This window comes from Shouchella patagoniensis, from assembly GCF_002019705.1.
GTDB lineage: Bacteria > Bacillota > Bacilli > Bacillales > Bacillaceae_D > Shouchella > Shouchella patagoniensis.
Genome location: NZ_KV917377.1, coordinates 2,836,676 through 2,855,440 on the forward strand (window position 1 = coordinate 2,836,676; position 18,765 = coordinate 2,855,440).

Consider the following 18,765-nt stretch of genomic DNA (forward strand, 5'->3'; position numbering starts at 1 on the left):
GAGAATAACTGGAGGTAACGCATCAAATGGCAAACTATAGCGATCCAAGCTTAAAGGTGTTTACGCTTAATTCCAATAAAGCTTTGGCGGAAGAAATAGCTCAACATATCGGAATTCCACTAGGTAAAAATTCAGTCATGCGCTTTAGCGATGGCGAGGTTCAAATTAATATTGAAGAGAGTATCCGTGGTTGTGATGTATACTTAATCCAGTCAACGTCTGCACCGGCAAATGAGCACTTGATGGAACTTTTGATTATGATTGATGCTTTAAAAAGAGCATCAGCTCGTACAATTAATGTAGTTATTCCATATTACGGCTATGCACGCCAAGATCGGAAAGCTCGGGCACGTGAACCCATTACTGCAAAGCTTGTGGCAAATCTCCTCGAGACGGCGGGAGCGACTCGTGTATTAACAATTGATTTGCATGCTACGCAAATTCAAGGATTTTTTGATATCCCAGTAGATCAGTTAATGGGAGTACCGATTCTGTCTGATTACTTTGAGAGTAAAAAACTTGATGATATTGTTGTTGTTTCTCCTGACCACGGTGGTGTGGTGCGCGCTAGAAAGATGGCAGATCGGCTTAAAGCACCAATCGCGATCATTGATAAACGTAGACCGAAGCCAAATGTATCAGAAGTTATGAATATTGTTGGGAATATTGAAGGAAAAACAGCCATTATTATCGATGATATCATCGATACAGCAGGAACTATTACACTTGCGGCGAATGCATTAGTAGAACAAGGTGCAAAAGAAGTGTATGCGTGCTGTACACACCCTGTTCTTTCAGGACCTGCGGTTGAACGAATTCGCAATTCTAAAATCAAAGAGCTTGTTGTAACAAATACAATCGTACTAGAGGAAGAGAAAAAAGGCGCGAATATTACTGAACTATCGGTAGCTGGCTTAATGGCAGAAGCAATTATTCGTGTGCATGAAGATGCGTCAGTATCAACTCTTTTTGATTAAGTTTCTAAGTAACAACGAGGGATTACGTAAAAAAATCGAGCAGCACTGTTTGAAAACCAAACTTTGAGGGAACACAATTAATAGACGTGTAAAACTAAGTAGAGGTGAAGGAAGATGACAGTACTAAACGCTAATGTACGTAAAGACCTAAAAGGAAATCAAACGAAACAAATTCGCAAAGAAGGGTTCGTCCCTGGCGTGTTATATGGTAAGAAAATTGACAGTCAAGCGGTTTCAGTTGAAAGTGTTGCTCTATTAAAGACACTTCGTGAAGTTGGTCAAAATGGATTGTTTGATCTTAAATTAGAGAACGGCAAAAAACACAATGTGATGGTACAGGAGATTCAAGTGGATCCTCTGAAAAATCATTATACGCATATTGATTTCTTTGAAGTAGATATGAAAGTAGAACGCGATGCAAATGTTCCTGTTCATTTAGAAGGAGATGCTCCTGGAGCAAGCGAGGGCGGCATTGTGAATCACTTGTTGTATGAAATTACAGTACACTGTCTCCCGGCGGATGTTCCAGAAAATATCACAGTTGATATTTCTGGTTTGAATATCGGCGATACACTTTCAATTTCAGATATTCGTTCCGCAGTAACTGTTGAGATATCTAATGAGGATGAAGAGGCTGTTGTGACAGTTCAACCTCCAACAGTAACGGAAGATCCAAAAGAGACGGAAGAAGACAATACAACTGCTTTAGGTGTTGAAGCAACAGAAGAACGTGAAGATGACAATAAAGACCGTCCGGGACGTGTAGAATAACAACAGGTTTTGGCGAAAGGTATGACCCTTTGGGTTATGCCTTTTTCGTCAAGCAAAAGGAGTTAGTGATGAAGTTAGTTGTAGGGCTTGGAAATCCTGGGAAAAAGTATGAACGAACACGCCATAATATTGGTTTTGATATTATTGAACACTGCTCTGAGGCATTGAATATAAGTCTAGATAAACAAAAATTTAAAGGGATTTATGGAGAACAAACAATTAATGGTGAAAAGGTTATTTTGCTTAAACCATTGACGTATATGAATTTATCAGGTGAGTCCGTTCGACCGTTAATGGATTATTTTAAAATCAACTTAGAAGATTTAGTTGTCATATATGATGATCTCGATTTACCAACCGGAAAAATTCGGTTAAGGCAAAAAGGCAGCGCTGGTGGTCATAATGGTATTAAATCATTAATTTCCCATTTAGGTACGCAAGAATTTAACCGCATTCGTGTAGGCGTAGGAAGACCATTAAATGGTGAGCCTGTAGTGAATTATGTATTAAGTGGATACCGAAAAGAAGAGTTAGAAAATGTTGAAGAAGCGATAAAGAAAACTTCTGATGCGGTGAGGGCGTGGTTAGAAAAGCCATTTTTGGAAGTGATGAACGACTTTAACTAGAAGCATAACCGCCACCTTTTTTGTCCATACTTTAATTAAAATATGGATTTAAAAGAGGTGTGAAAAATGGCTATCCATTATGGGTGTCGGCATTGTCAAAAAACGCTTGGAACGGTGTCTAACCAAGTTACTCATGAGGAACTTGGTTTGCACAATTTAACTTCAGAGGAGCGGGACGAGTTGTTGACTTATATGGAAAATGGTAGTATACATGTGAAGGTGGTTTGCGAAGATTGTTATGCGGCACTGGAGAATAACCCACAACTATATGGAGTTTCCCATATTATTCAATAAGCAAAGAAGCTTTGGTCAGCTTAGTACCAAAGCATTTTTCCGTTAATAGAAATGCTTTTGTCATATTAAACGCTTACATGGAGTAGCATTAGTCAAATGCTTTTTGTTTAAAGTAAGACAGTAGATATTCAGGGGGATATGAAACATGTTGGGATTGCAGCATTTTGTTGGCGACATGCGTGAGATAAATGCGGTTGCAAACGGAATAGAAAAAGGAATGAATGAGCAGCTGTTATCTGGTCTGAGCGGTTCTGCAAGGACTGTTGCTAGTGCAGCTTTATATAGAAAGACGAAGAAGAGTCAATTAATCATTACACATAATTTATATCAAGCGCAGAAATTATATGAGGACCTCGTTGATTTACTGGATGAAGATACCGTTTTTTTATATCCTGTCAATGAATTAATATCGGCTGAAATTGCAGTAGCGAGTCCAGAGATGAAGGCGCAACGATTGGATTTGTTAAACAAATTGGTTGGGGATTTTTCAGGTCTTGTTGTCGTACCACTTGCTGGGGTGAGGCGCTTACTTCCACCAAAAGCTTTATGGGAGGAAAGTCAGCTGACAATAACCGTTGGTGAGGATATTGGGGATTTAGAAGCATTTATTAAAACACTTATTATGATGGGATACCGGCGTTCAGACATGGTCTCTGCACCAGGAGAAATGAGTGTGCGAGGCGGAATTATTGATTTGTATCCGCTGACAGAAGAAAACCCTTTACGAATTGAACTGTTTGATACTGATATTGACTCTGTTCGTTATTTTTCATTAGAAACGCAGCGTTCGGAAGGAATGGTTCAGTCAGTTGTAATTGGCCCTGCTGAAGAGGTTTTACTAACAAATGCGCACTACAGTCATGCAGCAAAATTGTTGGAAGAACAGCTTGCAGTTACGATTAAAAAGGTTTCGAATAAACAGACAAGAGAGAAGTTACATGAACGTATCCCGTTTGAGATTTCGCAACTAAAACAAGCTCATACCTTTGAGGGTATGTATAAGTACATGTCATTCTATTATGAAAGTCCTCAATCGTTGCTTTCTTATATGCCAGAAGATGGAATCGTCTGGATTGATGAGATGAGTCGTGTGAAGGAGATGTCGGAGAGTCTACAAAAGGAAGAAGCAGAATGGCATACAGCCATGATTGAGCAAGGCGATATTGTTCATGGTGCAGAGATGTCTTTAGATGCATTTAATAGGCTTAACCAAGCGCCACAAATGGTCATTTACGCATCTCTGTTTCAGAAGCAAGTGCCTTCGACTCGTCCAGAGCAAATTATCAATGTGCCTTGCAAATCAATGCAAAACTTCCATGGGCAAATGAATTTACTCACATCAGAAATTAATCGGTGGCTTAATAATGCATACACGGTTGTATTCATTGCAGGAACAGAGGACAGAGCCAATCGTTTGACATTAAATCTGGCAGATGAACAAATCGATGCCCATATTGTAGAAGCCGTAACGGACTTAACACCTGGTAGAGTTCAAGTTTATACTGGTCATTTAAATACTGGGTTTGAATTTCCTGATCAAAAGCTTGTTGTGATTACGGAAGAAGAAGTATTTGCCAAACAAGCTCGTAAGCCAAAGCGTCGCCAGAAGCTTACGAATGCAGAAAGAATTAAGAGTTATTCCGAGCTCGCTGTAGGTGACTTAATCGTGCATACAAACCACGGGGTAGGTAAGTACCTTGGGGTTGAAACGCTTGAAATTAATGGGGTGCACAAAGATTACTTGAACCTTCGTTATGCCGGGAATGATAAACTTTATGTACCAGTTGAACAAATCGATCAAGTTCAGAAATATGTTGGTTCGGAAGACAAGGATCCTAAAATATATGCTCTTGGTGGTAATGACTGGAAAAAAGTTAAAAAGAAGGTACAATCATCGGTGGAAGACATAGCTGATGATTTAATTAAGCTTTATGCAGAAAGAGAAGCTAGTGTGGGACATCGCTTTTCAACAGATGGGCCAGAACAAGCTGATTTTGAAGGTTCTTTTCCGTATCAAGAGACGGAAGATCAAATTCGTGCGATTGCTGAAATAAAAGAAGATATGGAAAAACTCCGCCCAATGGACCGTTTGCTATGTGGAGATGTTGGTTATGGTAAAACCGAAGTTGCGATTCGTGCTGCATTTAAAGCGATTATGGATGGAAAGCAAGTTGCGATATTAGTACCAACAACAATCCTCGCTCAGCAGCATTTTGAAACTATTTCAGAGCGTTTTTCTGAATTTCCAATAACGGTTGGTGTTTTAAGTCGTTTTCGTTCCAGAAAAGAACAAAACGAAGTATTAAAAGGACTAAAAGCGGGATCGGTGGATATCGTTGTAGGAACACATCGCCTGTTGTCTAAAGACTTGCATTATAAAGATTTAGGACTGTTAATCGTCGATGAAGAACAACGTTTTGGTGTAACACATAAAGAAAAAATCAAGCAGATGAAAGCGAATATCGATGTATTAACGCTCACTGCTACGCCTATCCCACGTACGCTCCATATGTCTATGCTTGGGGTTCGTGATTTATCTATTATTGAAACCCCACCCGAAAATCGTTTTCCGGTGCAAACGTATGTAGTAGAATTTAATCCATCAATTGTAAAAGAAGCAATTGAACGTGAACTGACTCGTGGCGGGCAAGTATATGTGCTTTACAATAGGGTGGAAGACATCGAGCGGATGACTGAACAAGTATCAACGCTTGTTCCTGAAGCTAGAGTCTCCTATGCTCATGGACAAATGAACGAGCGTGAACTTGAATCGATAATTTTGAATTTCCTTGAAGGCGAAAGTGATGTGCTTGTCACGACAACGATTATTGAAACAGGTGTTGATATTCCAAATGTAAACACATTAATCGTGAGCAATGCTGATAAAATGGGTCTTTCCCAGCTTTATCAAATTCGTGGACGGGTAGGTCGTTCAAATCGAGTTGCGTACTCGTATTTTACGTATCAACCAGATAAAGTATTAAGCGAAGTAGCAGAACGTCGACTGCAAGCGATTAAAGAGTTCACGGAGCTTGGTTCAGGGTTTAAGATCGCAATGAGAGACCTAACGATTAGGGGAGCGGGGAATTTACTTGGTTCTCAACAACACGGCTTTATTGATTCCGTAGGTTTTGACTTGTATTCACAAATGTTAAAAGAAGCAATAGAGGAACGAAAAGGAGAAAAGCCAAAAGAACCGCCATTTCAAACGGAATTATCGATTAATGTGGATGCTTATATTCCGGAGCGCTATATCCCTGATGCAAAGCAAAAAATTGAGATGTATAAACGCTTTAAGGGAGCCGAATCGATTGAGGAAATTGATGATTTACGCGATGAATTAATTGATCGATTTGGTGAATACCCGAAGCAAGTAGATTATTTGTTTTCTATGACGAAAATTAAGTTGATTGCCGATCAAGAAAAAGTGGAGAAGATTAGTGAAAGTAAAGAAGTAGTTACCATTCTATTGACGCTAGAAACAACAAAACGAATTAAAGCGGCTTTGCTTGTTGAGGCAGCACAAAAGCTAGGGCGAGGCGTGACAGTTGGCACTCAAGGAGATCAGTTGAAGCTTGTTGTCAAAACAAAAAATCTTTCCGATGATACAATTCTGAACCATGTTATTGCTTTACTTGAAGCTTTAAAGCGTGCGGATAACAAAAGAAAAACCGTTTCCGTTTCATAAGTAGCCAGCTTTCTTGAGGGATAACGAAAAATAAATAAAGTATTGGTGAATAGTTCTCTGAAAAGGAAGGATACTACATTTACATACAAATTATGTTCCTTCTTTTACACAGATACACATTTACCCCCTTTAGAAAGCGAGGCTCTCTTTATGAAAGCAACTGGAATCGTAAGACGCATTGATGATCTTGGCAGGGTTGTAATACCTAAAGAAATTCGCAGAACGCTGCGGATTCGTGAAGGTGACCCTTTAGAAATCTTTGTTGATCGTGATGGAGAAGTGATTTTAAAAAAATATTCACCAATCTCTGAGCTTGGTGATTTTGCAAAAGAATATGCAGAGGCGCTTTTTGATAGTTTAAATCAAAATGTCCTTATTTCTGATCGAGATACATACATTGCTGTATCAGGTGCTTCTAAAAAGGAATTTGCAAACAAAGCAGTGGGAGAAGCCATTGAAGCAGTAATGGCAGACAGAAAATCTCATATTGAAATTGGATCTGGCGAGTATAACCTTGTTGGGGATCATAAAGATGACTATAAAGGCTATGTTGCTGCCCCCATCATTGCAAGTGGTGATCCGATTGGCACAGTAGTTATTTTTTCGAAAAGTGAGCCGTTGAATGGAAAGCTTGAACAGAAAATGGCAGAAACAGCAGCTGGTTTTTTAGCTAGACAAATGGAGCAATAAAAAACACAACCTCTTTGTATGAGAGGTTATGTTTTAGACTTTAGAAAAAACGCCTCTTAGAATATTCTAAAAGGCGTTTTTTCTTGTTCTGACAACTGCAAGTTGAGCTTGGGGTGCAGAAGCCATTAGCATGCGATAGGTAAGAACTGTGGGGTTTTGGTTTTTTTTTGTTTAAAAACCGTGCTTGTTGAGTAATGATACTTGTCGTTCTTAGGTTCCATTTTAGATAGTATCTCTTTTATGATACAAAAAACGGCCCAAAAGGACCGCTTTTTTATTTTTCTTGCTCGAGGCTTGTGATAATCTTGTCAACTGCATGTGTTGCTTCACTAGCATTCATCGTCTCTAAATAACTTTGGCGGTTATCATAAAGATCGTGGATCTCTTTGAGAAAACTCTCTTTGGTTAGGTTTTCCTCTTCAAGCATACGGGCATAACCATTTTTAACAAACGTTTGTGCATTTAAGATTTGGTCACCGCGGCTTTGTGCACGGGATAACGGGATAATAAGCATCGGAATGTGTAGTGCCAGAAATTCGAAAATCGCATTGGAACCTCCTCTTGTTACTACAAGGTCAGCAGCTTGCAACAAGTGGGGAAGTTCATCATGGACATATTCATACTGCTTATAGCCACGCTTTCCTTCTAATTCAGAGTCAAGTTGACCTTTCCCGCAAATGTGAATGATCTGGTATGTTTGCAAAAGAGTATCAAGTGACTCTCGGATCGATTCGTTAATGCGTTTCGCCCCAAGGCTACCACCCATAACAAGCAAAGTTGGTTTTTCACGGATAAAGTCTGTAAGTGTGAGGCCTTGTGTCCTAGAGCCTTGAAATAAGGACTTGCGAATTGGCGAACCAACAACCATGGTTGATTCACTAGGGAAATGGACAGCTGTTTCAGCAAAAGAAGTATAAAATGTTTTTGCAAAACGCTTAGCTAGGCGATTGGCAAGGCCTGGTGTTAAGTCACTCTCGTGCAAATGGACAGGAATTCGCAAGGAATAGGCAGCAGCAACAACAGGTACTGTAACAAATCCACCTTTTGAGAATATAACATCAGGTTTTTCTTTTTTTAGTAATTTACGTGCTTGCCGGAAACCATTCGCAATACGCACCATATCTGTCACATTTTTTTTATCGATATAACGTCTTAATTTGCCACTGGATATACCAAAATAACGAATTCCTGCTTTTTCAACAAGTTCTCTTTCAATACCCTCATAGGAACCTATATACGAGATTGACCATTTCGACTTGTCTAATTGATCAATAATGGCAAGGTTTGGGGTGACGTGTCCGGCCGAGCCTCCCCCAGTAAAAATAATCTTTTTCATAAGAATCCTTTCTGTCTAACAAAATAATCAAACTACCTAACAAAACTTGTGACAATGTCAACGACAATATAAAGAAGTGTTAGGCAACCTAAAAAAGCAATGATGATCAAAAGCGAACGCCATATAGTAATTTCTTGCGCTTCTGCGAATGCAATTAAGAAAATGACAATTAACCAAATGCTTGCAACATTAACGATGAAAGAACCGATGGTAATAACGACTTCCATTAGACTACTTTGGAGAAATTGAACCTGCATTAATGCTAATCCAAATAATAGGAGGTTTTGTAAACCAACTATTATTCCGGGCATAAAAAAGGCATAGACATACACTTTCCGTGTCGCCTCGATATCACCATTCCCACCATACCAACTTCCAACATGTCCGAGTGCAAAACCGAAACCATAAAAAAGGATGGGCCCTGTAAGTGAGCCAACAATGACAGTGATAAGTAGAGGGAAAATAGAACCCTCAGCAGCAAGTATTAGAAGTTCAGTCCGAGCAAACCATAAGGTTATCAGTGCGCCAAAAAGAAACGACAGAATAATGGCTGCTTTCCTATGTAAACCATGTGCAAGAGCATCTTTCATTACTGATCGTGGCGAAATCCATATAGCTAGCCAAGGGTTCGATGAATTCAATACATCACCTTCGATACAAAGTCTTTTATAATATCATACCACGTTTCATCTGTTTGATTGAACAGTGCTGGAAAAAGAAATAAAATATTAGTATGATAAAAGGCAAGGTGAGCGATAAAAGGAGGAGGCAAGCTTGAGTAAAAGCAACCATTCAGAAGTTGTAAAGGGAGCGTTGCTTCTATCACTTGCTGCTTTATTTGCGAAGGTATTAAGTGCTGTATATCGAATACCTTTTCAAAACCTTGCAGGAGACTATGGTTTTTATGTCTATCAACAAACATACCCTTTTTATGGGATGGCTATGATATTAGCTTTATATGGGTTTCCAGTTGTAATTTCTAGGCAAGTTGCCGAAAAAAAAGCTTTAGGGCTAAATAAGGAAGCGAAAGAGATTGTACGTAACGCGTTTGTTGGACTTATTCTTTTTTCAACCGTTGCGTGTTTATTTTTTATATTATATGCAGACACACTTGCAGCCTTCATTGGAGATACTGATCTTGCTCCTCTCCTGCGTCTAGTAGGTCTGGGATTTTTATTTATTCCGATACTAAGTGTACTTCGAGGATTTGGACAAGGTGAAGGGAATATGGGACCAACAGCATTTTCCCATGTGGGCGATCAACTCGTGAGGGTATTCGCTATTTTAGGAATTACGTATGTGTTAGTAAACTCTTTTGAAAGCGGAGCCTATGAAATCGGTAAAGGAGCTATTTATGGTTCGTTAGCAGGTAGCGTGGTGGGAATTGTTGTATTGTTTACGATGTCGTTACCTCAAAATAGCGTGAAACTTTTTCACGGTTCACTGCCTACGATCGGAACGTTATGGAAGACTAATATAGATTTATTTAAACAAAGTATCTTTATTTGCCTTAATGCACTAGTGTTATTAATATTTCAAGCTATTGATGTGTTTACGGTTGTGCAATTTTTGCACGGGAGTGGAATGGACGAACAAGTGGCTTACCTTGCAAAGGGAATATACGATCGGGGTCAACCTTTAATTCAAATAGGAACGATTTTAACAACGACTGTCGCGTTGGCATTGGTCCCGCTTCTAGCTAAATCGTTAGCGGCGCAACAGCTATTAAATGCAAGGATGTTCCGAGATGTTGCCTTAAGAATATCGTTACTAATTGGAGGTGGGGCTTCAATTGGTCTTGTTGTATTAATGGATCCGATAAACCATATGTTATTTACAAATCAATCAGATACCCATGTGCTGCAAGCCCTAGCTGTATCGATTCTTCCTGCATCTATTTATTTATCGGGCGCCGCGATTTTGCAGGGGTATGGACGCTTGCATGTTCCAGTTTATGCGATTGTTGCCGGACTGGTTGTGAAAATTGTTGGGAATGGGTTATTCATCTCTCTATTTCAATCAACAATGGGTGCCGCTTTAGCAACAGTGTTAGCATTTACAGTAATGATGGTCTTTGTGTTATATGCAATGAAACAAATGGATGAAGTGTTATTTGTAGAAAAGAAATCATACTTTTTATCTATGATCGTGTTGGTTATTCTCGGCATCATGACTTATTTGTTACGTGAAGTGTTAGTAGCTTTCCTTCCCGTACAGACTAGAATGCAGAGCACGTTCATCGCTTTATTTGTGTCAACGATAGGAGGCGTGTTTGTTGTTGCCTTTGTGTTTTTCTCAAGTATCCTAACGAAACGAGAGTGGGCAAGCGTGCCTCAATTATTGAAGATAAAAAAAGCGATAGCTAAAAATAGGAAACGAAAATAGAGGTGATAAAATGGGCGTATTAACAGTCGTCGGATTGGGAGCGGGAGACCTTTCACAGCTCCCACTTGGCATCTATCGAGCAATAAAAGATACGGAGGTGTTCTACGTACGAACTGCAGAGCATCCAGTTTTGCAAGAGCTAGCAAGAGAGGGGGTATCTTTTCAATCATTTGATCATATTTATGAGAGTTATGATCGTTTTGAAGATGTGTACGATGCAATTGCTTCTGCGCTAATTAAAGAAGCTACCACTAAAGATGTTTTCTATGCTGTTCCAGGTCATCCCTTTGTGGCTGAAAAAACGGTGCAGCTGCTGCAAGAGCGTGCAGAAGCTGCTGGAATAGAAATGAGTGTATTGGGTGGTGCGTCTTTCCTTGATCAAATGTACACAGCTCTTGGAATTGATCCGATTGAAGGTTGTCAGATCGTTGATGGAACCTCTCTTTGGGCCAATGAACTTCAAATTAGGCACCATCTAATTATTGTTCAAGTATATGATGCGCTTATTGCTTCAGAAGTCAAATTGAGCTTGATGGAGAAACTGCCAGATGATTATGTCGTAGCGATTGTAACTGCGGCAGGTTCAGCAAATGAAAAGATTCAATATGTCCAGTTGTTTGAACTTGACCGTTATACAGAATTAAATAATCTGACTGCAATTTATGTACCTCCCGTGAAAGAGGAAACATTACTTTACCGTGATTTTTCGTTCTTGCGTGATGTAATAGCAAGACTTCGTGGCCCTGACGGATGTCCGTGGGATAAAAAGCAAACACATGAATCATTAAAAAAATATTTACTTGAAGAAACATACGAAGTATTTGAAGCTATTGATGAAAAAGATGATGATCAATTAACGGATGAACTAGGGGATGTCCTGCTGCAAGTATTGCTGCATGCACAAATCGGCGAAGATGATGGTTTTTTCTCCATTGAAGATGTCATTGAAGCGTTAACGACGAAAATGATTCGACGTCACCCTCATGTGTTTAGTGATGTAACGGTTAAAGATGAATTAGACGTAATTGAAAACTGGAAGAAAATAAAAGCGAGCGAGGAAACTAGTAGTGATAAAGTACAAGCAGAGTTAAGCGACGTTACAAAATTTTCATCGATGCTTTTTGCTGCGGAGTTGTTGCAAAAGGAAGCAGCCCAATTCGGTTTCGAATACGACAAAGTAGAAGATGTTTGGGACAAGTTATATGAAGAGATACAAGAGTTTAAAGTTGAAGTTAAAAACGAACAAACAGAAACAATGGAAAAAGAATTCGGGGATGTATTGCTTGCGGTTGTAAGTGTTGCGCGTTTTTATAACCTGTCCCCAGAAATTGCGTTGCATCGATCACTTACTACGTTTCAAAACAGATTTCAGTTTGTAGCGAAGCAGGTCAATGCACAAGGGAAAACAATCGATAAGTGTAGTCTAGAAGAGCTGGATCAATACTGGGAGGAAGCAAAAAAAGCGGAAAACAATTAGAGGAGCGAATTCATCGATGCGATTAGACAAATTCTTGAAAGTATCACGTTTAATTAAGAGAAGAACATTGGCAAAAGAAGTGAGTGAGCAAGGTAGAATTACAGTAAATGGCCAAACAGCTAAAGCTGGAACAGCTGTAAAATCAGGTGATGAGCTAACCATTCGATTTGGCCAGAAGTTGGTGACTGTCCGTATTGATGATGTTAGAGAGACAACACGTAAACAAGAAGCAGGAGAAATGTATACAATTCTAAAAGAGGAAGCGATTTAATGCCTGGTTTTATCTTTGATATGGATGGAGTCATAATTGACAGTGAGCCGCTTCATTTCCAAGTTGAATCTCAACTATGTCAACAATTTGGAATTAAATTAAGCGAAGGAGAATTGGAATCATATGTGGGTACAAGGGCAGAAGACATGTGGTCACAGCTTAAAGAAACTCATCGAGCCGACTTTAATGTAATAGAAGTATTAGAAGCGGCGGATAAAGCAAAAATGAGGGCGTTAAAAGATGATGGTCATGAGCCGATTCCAGGTATAAGGGAGTTGCTACATAGCTTGAAAGAAAAAGGATACCAGGTAGGTTTAGCATCTTCATCGCCCCGTCCATTTATTGAGGCCGTCCTAGATGCACTTCAAATTCAACCTTATTTTGATGTAGTTATAAGCGGAGAAGAGGTAGAGAAAGGAAAACCAGCGCCAGATATTTATTTAGATGCTGCAAAGAAAATGGGGAGTCTCCCAGACAATTGTACCGTCCTTGAAGATGCTGCACATGGTGTGCAGGCGGGCAAAGCTGCTGGTATGAAGGTAATTGGTTACATTAATCCTAATTCAGGTGAACAAAACCTTTCTGAGGCAGATGCATTGATTCAATCCATTCACCAGCTCCGCATTACCGCAGATCAGGTTTTAATAGACTAAAAGGAGAACTGGACCGAATAAGCAAAGTTTTTAAACCGTATACGAAATGCCTCTGAGAAATCATTTCAGAGGTTTTTTTGATCAATTAGAGTTAGGTGGTCACGCCAACTCCGATTACTTCTCTTTTTCATTTAGGTAAAAACGTCACGCTTAATAAATAGCAGGTGGAACACTCGGCCAATATGAGGTATCCAAGGTCGTCAATCGAACCTGTCTAGCATCATGCAGTAGTATGAAAGTGAAACCCACCACTCTCTAGGCCCGAGCTATATTCCTTTCCACCCCTTATGGAAACTAGTAAACGATGCTGCAGAAGAAAGTTAGGTAAGCCCCGCAGCATAGCTGCGGGGCTTACCTGTTCTCCACCAGAAGCGAAGTAATCATGTGGAGTCAAGAAACTGATTAACTATCCTCTGTTTAAGCCTTGACGATGTCTTGTGGGGTTTTGCCGAGGGCACCAGCTACAAGGTTTTCGGCTGCTCGCATAGCCATTGCTTCCCGAGTCGCTGCAGTAGCAGAACCGATATGGGGGGTAAGTGTTACGTTTTCTAAGTTAAGAAACGGATGATTGTTGGGCAATGGTTCCTGTTCAAAAACATCAAGAGCAGCACCGAAGATCTCTTTGTTTTCTAGCGCTTCAATTAATGCACTTTCATCAACCACAGGCCCCCGGGCACCATTTACAAGCAGAGCCGTGGGTTTCATTTTCGCAAGTTCTTCTTGTCCGATTAGATGTTTTGTTTCATCTGTGAGTGGTACCATTAAGACAACAATATCGGATTCTTCAAGAAGTGTGTTCAATTCTACTTTTTTGGCCCCGTAAGTCTCTTCCACTTCTTTACGGGAAGAGCGATTATGATAAAGGATGGACATATCAAATCCTTCTTTTGCGCGATGAACGATTTTTTCGCCGATGCGTCCCATACCAATTATACCAAGTGTTTTTTGGTGAACATCTTGTCCGTAAAGGGAGTGCTGTGAAGTTTCCTTTGACCATTTTCCTGCTTTAACATGCTCGTGGAGTTCTGCGATTCGGCGTGTTCCAGATAAGATCAGTCCAAATAACAAGTCCGCAACAGTTTCATCAAGAACATAAGGCGTATGTGTTAATAGAACATCGTGGGCAGCAAGTCCTTTAGGGTCAAAACGATCATAGCCTACTGTTGCAGTGCTGATGACTTTTAAGTTATTACAATCTTTAACAAGGTCTGCGTCTGCTCCATGACCAGTCAAAAGGGCTCCATCAACAGATTTTAAAGCTTTTTTCAATTCTTCTTTCGTTAAGGGTTTTTTGGAGTCCCAAAGAGTGTACTCACAATGTGTTGATATGTATGACAATACATCAGTTGGAACTTGGTTGGCTAAAAATACATGTGGTTTGTTCATTTTCATAACCATCCTTCCATATTTGTATGCTTCATTTTACCAGTAGGCGTCCTCTCTGTCATTCTTCTTAAATTAATCTTGCGGCTGGCAGGAGCTCAGATAGTGCTGTCGAAAATAAAAGAGAATTCAAGTGGGTAAGGGGAGAGGTTGAATGAGGATAAGGAAGGCTGATAAAGGTGATGCAAAGTCATTTCTTCAGTTCCAATGTCTACTAGATCAAGAAGCTACTTATATGCTATTCGAACCACATGAAAGAACAACAACTGTTAGACAACAGAGGAAAATTCTTGCCGAAATGCTCCAAGCAGATACCTCTTGCATTTATTTTGCTGTAGATGAGGATGAAATTATTGGCTACGTCGGCATTTACGGATCTTATTTAGAGAGAATTCGCCATGTCGGCTATTTGACGATAGGTATTCGTCAAGCCTACTGCAATCAAGGTATTGGTAAACAGCTGTTAGAGAAAGCTGATATGTTTGCAAAAGCCTCCGGAGTAAAACGCCTAGAACTAACGGTTGTGAAAGAAAATAAACGTGCAGTACATTTATATAAGAAGTGTGGTTATCAAGAAGAAGGCATTAGAAAGAGTGCAGTGCGTATCGGTGATGTTTGGATGGATGAGTTATATATGGCTAAGTTATATAATTATTAGGAAATAGCTTGAAAATGATTCCTTAGTCCTCTAGACTACAAGTATACGTGAGAATGATTTTCATTATCTTGGCAAACTGGAGGAAGTCCTGTGCAATCAAATGACCTTTATGACTTGACTATTATTGGCGGTGGCCCTGCTGGATTATATAGTACGTTTTATGCGGGAATGCGTGATTTAAAAGTGAAGTTGATTGAATATAATAATGAGCTTGGTGGAAAAATTCTCTTTTATCCAGAGAAGATTGTTTGGGATGTTGGTGGAATGCCCCCTACTCCAGGTGCGAAATTAATCGAGCAGCTCGTTAATCAGGCGAATACGTTTGACCCAACAATATGTTTGAATGAACATATTGTCCAAATGATTCGAGAGGAAGACAATACGTATACTTTAATAAATGCAAAGGGCGAGAAACATTATACTCGTACGGTGATGCTTGCCTCGGGTCATGGAATACCGGTTATGCAAAAGTTAGATATTGCTGGAGCGGAACGTTATGAAGTATCTAATTTACATTATACTGTCACACAAATTGATGGGTTTAGAGATAAAAGAGTTCTTATTTCTGGCGGAGGGAATGCGGCTGTAGACTGGGCCAATGAGCTGGTAGGAGTAGCTAAAGAAGTTATTGTTTGCCACCGAAGAGATGACTTTGGCGGTCATGAAAAAAACGTTGTGCAAATGCGGGAATCAGCGGTAAGGCTAAAAACTCCTTTTCAGATTAAAGAGCTTCATGGGATAGATACAAAAATAGATTCAGTAACATTAACGAATTGCGACACTGAACTAATAGAAAAAGTGCAGATTGATGCTGTCATCGTAAATCACGGAATGAAATTAGATGGATGTTTCTTAATTGATGCTGGGTTGGAGCTGGAAACAGATGGTTTCTTGAAGGTTTCTCCTTGTATGGAGACAAGTCAACCAGGCATTTTTGCTGCTGGGGACGTAACAAGACATGCAGGAAAACTACAATTAATTTCTGGTGCTTTTGTAGAAGGGGCGACAGCCGTAAACGGTGTAAAGCAATATTTAGACCCAAGTGCAGCTAATCAGGCGTTTGTCTCTTCTCATAATGAGAAGTTTAAGAAAAAGAACGAAGAGATGCAATTAAGTAAAGAGGCATAAAAACAAGAAGACTAAGACGAAATTCTTGCAGTTAAACACACGCAGGAATTTCTTTTTTTTTTGACTAAATGTTTATAAGACTTGTTCTATGAGCTTGTTCTACCAATAGTTCAGAGTGCATAGACTCCAATAAAGACATGCTTTATTAGGAGGGTGTACAATGAATCAATCCAACTATGAGTTTGGGGCACCGATGGGAAGGGAAAGTCAGAATAATGATCATGACATAACGTTGCGCGGGCGCAAGCAATTGGATATAACAGGGGTAAAGCAAGTGGATAGCTTTGACAATGAAGAGTTTCTTCTTGAAACAGTGATGGGGTATTTAGCTGTTAGGGGACAAAATCTTCATATGAAGAACTTAAATGTGGAAGAAGGGAATGTATCTATTGAAGGAAAGATACATGACTTAATTTATTTAGATGAGAATCAACAAGGGAAGTCCAAAGGGCTCTTTGGAAAACTGTTTAAGTAATGGTGCTCACGGTTCAGTTCTATACAATGTTATCAATGGCTGCGATGGGCATATGGCTCGGGGCGGCTATTGATACATATAGCCGCTTTACCCTTGAGCGTCATTATTTTAATTTAAAAACAGCTTTAAATGATCTTTTATTTTGGTTGTTACAAGCATTGATTGTTTTCTTTGTTTTATTTAAAGCGAATTTAGGCGAAGTACGTATATATGTATTTATAGCGATTCTATGTGGATATGCGGGCTATCAAGCATTATTAAAAGGGCTGTATATTCAATTTTTAGAAGGCGCGATTCGCTTTATAAAAGCCTTAAATCGCTTTATTATCCTAATGATCAATGCACTTTTATACCAACCGTTAAAATGGTTATTGCGCCTACTGCGTCAGTTCGCTATGATGATAGTACTTACAATTTGGAGTGTTTTCTTTTACTTCATTGTAAAACCATGTTATTGGGTCCTGCGTTTAGTTGGGGTTGTATCATTGATAAAAAAAGGACAGCCTCTTGTTGAAAAAATAAAGGGTTTATACAAGCGAATGGTGAAAAGAGACTAGAGGTGAGTAGTTTGGCATCTAAACGAGCAACGATAAAAGAACTCGATACGGATTATATGGAGCAACGGCAACAAGAACTGATGCGGCAAGCAAAAAGACGAAGAGGTTTATATCGACGTCTAACATTTATTGGAATTGTCTTTGCTGTGTTGGCCGTCTTTTGCAGTGTGACACTCTTCTCACAACAAGCTGATATTAAGGAAAAACAAGCAGAGCATGAACAAGCTTTGGTAGAACAAGAATCATTACTCGAAGAAGAACAAAGGCTATTACAGGAAATTGATAATTACCAGAATGATGAATTTATTAAAGAAATCGCTAGACGTGATTATTTTTTAACGTTGCCTGGAGAAACAAGAATTAATGTCTCCAAGCAATCGGGCGATTGACACGATTTTTTTTTGTCGGGTATAATGTATAAGAGTACGCTATTTACCCAAATTTAAGGAGGATGTACGTTTTCATGTCCATAGAAGCAGGCAGCAAGCTGCAAGGCAAGGTAACTGGTATTACACATTTTGGAGCGTTTGTGGAATTGCCAGGAGGTTCAACTGGCCTTGTACACATCAGTGAGGTCGCGGATCACTATGTCAAAGATATTAATGAGCTTTTAAAAGTAGGCGATGAAGTAACCGTTAAAGTGGTGAACGTTGAAAAAGATGGGAAAGTTGGTTTATCAATCCGCAAAGCGATAGAACGACCTGAAGGAGAACGAGAAAGTCGTCCATCGCGTCCTGCACGCCCAGATTCAGCAAGACAAGCACGTCCGCAACGTTCAAGCGGCAGCGGGCATCGTGGCGGAAGCAAGCCGCGGCCAGTTGCGTCGTTTGAAGACAAAATGAGCCGTTTCTTAAAAGACAGTGAAGAACGTTTGACAACAATTAAACGTCAGACTGAGTCTAAGCGTGGCGGTCGAGGTGCAAAAAGAGGCTAAGAGGTTAACGATGCAGCTTGTGTAACGTATATTCTGTTGTATATAAAGTGACACTTCTATTCAGCGGAGTCTCTCCACTGAGCTATGATCATAAGAAAAGAGCGGTTTCTGATCGCTCTTTTCATATTGGTTTTACTACAGAAAAGTATTGACTTTTAAACGCAGAACAAGTATATTAATTATTGTCGTTAAACACGGCGGTGTAGCTCAGCTGGCTAGAGCGTACGGTTCATACCCGTGAGGTCGGGGGTTCGATCCCCTCCGCCGCTATCTGATAAAAACCATTTCCTTCTGGAAATGGTTTTTATGTTTTTTATTAAGAAGCTTTAATAAGCAAAATGAGTGTAATAGAGGGTTTTATTTGAAACGCATTTTTATTGAGAAAATAGATAATAACGTTTTAAGATTAGTTTGAGGTGAAGCCTCAAGCTTTTTTGTTGTATAAATAATTATCCATAGAAT

General features: G+C 39.6%; 19 protein-coding genes and 1 tRNA gene. 17 read left to right on the forward strand and 3 right to left on the reverse strand.

What is annotated here, in order from left to right; genetic code table 11:
• Nucleotides 1–26: 26 nt before the first annotated feature.
• From BK584_RS14885 to spoVT, 6 genes are all read left to right on the forward strand, one after another.
• Nucleotides 27–977, forward strand: a complete 951-nt coding sequence (locus BK584_RS14885; RefSeq protein ID WP_078393325.1) for a ribose-phosphate diphosphokinase — start codon at nucleotides 27–29, stop codon at nucleotides 975–977.
• Between the two features lie 114 nt (nucleotides 978–1,091).
• A complete protein-coding gene (locus tag BK584_RS14890) occupies nucleotides 1,092–1,748 on the forward strand; it encodes a 50S ribosomal protein L25/general stress protein Ctc (RefSeq protein WP_078393326.1) in 657 nt (218 codons plus the stop codon).
• 68 nt (nucleotides 1,749–1,816) lie between these two features.
• Nucleotides 1,817–2,374 (forward strand): aminoacyl-tRNA hydrolase, encoded by a 558-nt coding sequence (gene pth, locus BK584_RS14895; RefSeq protein ID WP_078393327.1) that lies wholly within the window; start codon nucleotides 1,817–1,819, stop codon nucleotides 2,372–2,374.
• Nucleotides 2,375–2,440: 66 nt separating this feature from the next.
• Nucleotides 2,441–2,668, forward strand: a complete 228-nt coding sequence (locus BK584_RS14900; protein WP_078393328.1) for an anti-sigma-F factor Fin family protein — start codon at nucleotides 2,441–2,443, stop codon at nucleotides 2,666–2,668.
• Between the two features lie 145 nt (nucleotides 2,669–2,813).
• Nucleotides 2,814–6,356: a transcription-repair coupling factor gene (gene mfd / locus BK584_RS14905; protein ID WP_078393329.1), complete on the forward strand. Its 3,543-nt coding sequence runs from the start codon at nucleotides 2,814–2,816 to the stop codon at nucleotides 6,354–6,356.
• Between the two features lie 150 nt (nucleotides 6,357–6,506).
• A complete protein-coding gene (spoVT, locus tag BK584_RS14910; protein ID WP_078393330.1) occupies nucleotides 6,507–7,046 on the forward strand; it encodes a stage V sporulation protein T in 540 nt (179 codons plus the stop codon).
• Nucleotides 7,047–7,320: 274 nt separating this feature from the next.
• Here spoVT and murG read toward each other — a convergent pair whose 3' ends face one another.
• Entirely contained in the window at nucleotides 7,321–8,382 is a 1,062-nt protein-coding gene (murG, locus tag BK584_RS14915) for an undecaprenyldiphospho-muramoylpentapeptide beta-N-acetylglucosaminyltransferase (RefSeq protein ID WP_078393331.1), read from the reverse strand.
• A gap of 32 nt (nucleotides 8,383–8,414) precedes the next feature.
• Nucleotides 8,415–9,023 (reverse strand): YIP1 family protein, encoded by a 609-nt coding sequence (locus BK584_RS14920; protein ID WP_078393332.1) that lies wholly within the window; start codon nucleotides 9,021–9,023, stop codon nucleotides 8,415–8,417.
• Nucleotides 9,024–9,156: 133 nt separating this feature from the next.
• On the opposite strand from BK584_RS14920, the gene BK584_RS14925 reads away from it, so the two are divergent.
• Genes BK584_RS14925 through BK584_RS14940 form a run of 4 tightly spaced genes read left to right on the forward strand, consistent with a single transcriptional unit; the run spans nucleotide 9,157 to nucleotide 13,168 of the window.
• Nucleotides 9,157–10,767, forward strand: a complete 1,611-nt coding sequence (locus tag BK584_RS14925; protein WP_078393333.1) for a putative polysaccharide biosynthesis protein — start codon at nucleotides 9,157–9,159, stop codon at nucleotides 10,765–10,767.
• Between the two features lie 10 nt (nucleotides 10,768–10,777).
• Entirely contained in the window at nucleotides 10,778–12,244 is a 1,467-nt protein-coding gene (yabN, locus tag BK584_RS14930; RefSeq protein WP_078393334.1) for a bifunctional methyltransferase/pyrophosphohydrolase YabN, read from the forward strand.
• A 16-nt stretch (nucleotides 12,245–12,260) separates the two neighbouring features.
• On the forward strand, nucleotides 12,261–12,515 hold the full coding sequence (locus BK584_RS14935) for an RNA-binding S4 domain-containing protein (protein ID WP_078393335.1): 255 nt from the start codon (nucleotides 12,261–12,263) through the stop codon (nucleotides 12,513–12,515).
• Nucleotides 12,515–13,168, forward strand: coding sequence for an HAD family hydrolase (locus BK584_RS14940; RefSeq protein ID WP_078393336.1), 654 nt, complete (start codon nucleotides 12,515–12,517; stop codon nucleotides 13,166–13,168). Before BK584_RS14935 ends, BK584_RS14940 begins: the two co-directional genes overlap by 1 nt.
• 417 nt (nucleotides 13,169–13,585) lie before the next feature.
• On the opposite strand, the gene BK584_RS14945 is transcribed toward BK584_RS14940, so the two are convergent.
• Entirely contained in the window at nucleotides 13,586–14,554 is a 969-nt protein-coding gene (locus BK584_RS14945) for a 2-hydroxyacid dehydrogenase (protein WP_078395657.1), read from the reverse strand.
• A gap of 151 nt (nucleotides 14,555–14,705) precedes the next feature.
• Here BK584_RS14945 and BK584_RS14950 point away from each other — a divergent pair, with 151 nt between their 5' ends.
• From BK584_RS14950 to BK584_RS14980, 7 genes are all read left to right on the forward strand, one after another.
• Nucleotides 14,706–15,209, forward strand: coding sequence for a GNAT family N-acetyltransferase (locus tag BK584_RS14950; RefSeq protein WP_078393337.1), 504 nt, complete (start codon nucleotides 14,706–14,708; stop codon nucleotides 15,207–15,209).
• A gap of 90 nt (nucleotides 15,210–15,299) precedes the next feature.
• Nucleotides 15,300–16,337 (forward strand): NAD(P)/FAD-dependent oxidoreductase, encoded by a 1,038-nt coding sequence (locus tag BK584_RS14955; RefSeq protein WP_078393338.1) that lies wholly within the window; start codon nucleotides 15,300–15,302, stop codon nucleotides 16,335–16,337.
• 160 nt (nucleotides 16,338–16,497) lie between these two features.
• Complete coding sequence (gene yabP, locus BK584_RS14960; RefSeq protein ID WP_078393340.1) at nucleotides 16,498–16,812, forward strand: sporulation protein YabP; 315 nt, start codon at nucleotides 16,498–16,500, stop codon at nucleotides 16,810–16,812.
• Nucleotides 16,812–17,369 carry a spore cortex biosynthesis protein YabQ gene (yabQ, locus tag BK584_RS14965; protein ID WP_078393342.1) on the forward strand — a complete coding sequence of 186 codons (558 nt, stop codon included), beginning with the start codon at nucleotides 16,812–16,814 and terminating at the stop codon, nucleotides 17,367–17,369. Before yabP ends, yabQ begins: the two co-directional genes overlap by 1 nt.
• A gap of 2 nt (nucleotides 17,370–17,371) precedes the next feature.
• The gene (locus BK584_RS14970; RefSeq protein ID WP_078393343.1) at nucleotides 17,372–17,758 is read left to right on the forward strand and encodes a septum formation initiator family protein; all 387 of its coding nucleotides are present in this window, start codon (nucleotides 17,372–17,374) and stop codon (nucleotides 17,756–17,758) included.
• 74 nt (nucleotides 17,759–17,832) lie between these two features.
• Nucleotides 17,833–18,303 carry a S1 domain-containing RNA-binding protein gene (locus BK584_RS14975; protein ID WP_078393344.1) on the forward strand — a complete coding sequence of 157 codons (471 nt, stop codon included), beginning with the start codon at nucleotides 17,833–17,835 and terminating at the stop codon, nucleotides 18,301–18,303.
• A gap of 196 nt (nucleotides 18,304–18,499) precedes the next feature.
• Nucleotides 18,500–18,573, forward strand: a tRNA-Met gene (locus BK584_RS14980).
• The last annotated feature ends 192 nt before the right edge of the window (nucleotides 18,574–18,765 follow it).

Coding starts and splice junctions, on each gene's coding strand:
- BK584_RS14885 (WP_078393325.1), top strand. CDS start 27: ATGGCAAACTATAGCGATCCAAGCTTAAAGGTGTTTACGCTTAATTCC.
- BK584_RS14890 (WP_078393326.1), top strand. CDS start 1,092: ATGACAGTACTAAACGCTAATGTACGTAAAGACCTAAAAGGAAATCAA.
- pth (WP_078393327.1), top strand. CDS start 1,817: ATGAAGTTAGTTGTAGGGCTTGGAAATCCTGGGAAAAAGTATGAACGA.
- BK584_RS14900 (WP_078393328.1), top strand. CDS start 2,441: ATGGCTATCCATTATGGGTGTCGGCATTGTCAAAAAACGCTTGGAACG.
- mfd (WP_078393329.1), top strand. CDS start 2,814: ATGTTGGGATTGCAGCATTTTGTTGGCGACATGCGTGAGATAAATGCG.
- spoVT (WP_078393330.1), top strand. CDS start 6,507: ATGAAAGCAACTGGAATCGTAAGACGCATTGATGATCTTGGCAGGGTT.
- murG (WP_078393331.1), bottom strand. CDS start 8,382: ATGAAAAAGATTATTTTTACTGGGGGAGGCTCGGCCGGACACGTCACC.
- yabN (WP_078393334.1), top strand. CDS start 10,778: ATGGGCGTATTAACAGTCGTCGGATTGGGAGCGGGAGACCTTTCACAG.
- BK584_RS14935 (WP_078393335.1), top strand. CDS start 12,261: ATGCGATTAGACAAATTCTTGAAAGTATCACGTTTAATTAAGAGAAGA.
- BK584_RS14940 (WP_078393336.1), top strand. CDS start 12,515: ATGCCTGGTTTTATCTTTGATATGGATGGAGTCATAATTGACAGTGAG.
- BK584_RS14945 (WP_078395657.1), bottom strand. CDS start 14,554: ATGAACAAACCACATGTATTTTTAGCCAACCAAGTTCCAACTGATGTA.
- BK584_RS14950 (WP_078393337.1), top strand. CDS start 14,706: ATGAGGATAAGGAAGGCTGATAAAGGTGATGCAAAGTCATTTCTTCAG.
- yabP (WP_078393340.1), top strand. CDS start 16,498: ATGAATCAATCCAACTATGAGTTTGGGGCACCGATGGGAAGGGAAAGT.
- yabQ (WP_078393342.1), top strand. CDS start 16,812: ATGGTGCTCACGGTTCAGTTCTATACAATGTTATCAATGGCTGCGATG.
- BK584_RS14975 (WP_078393344.1), top strand. CDS start 17,833: ATGTCCATAGAAGCAGGCAGCAAGCTGCAAGGCAAGGTAACTGGTATT.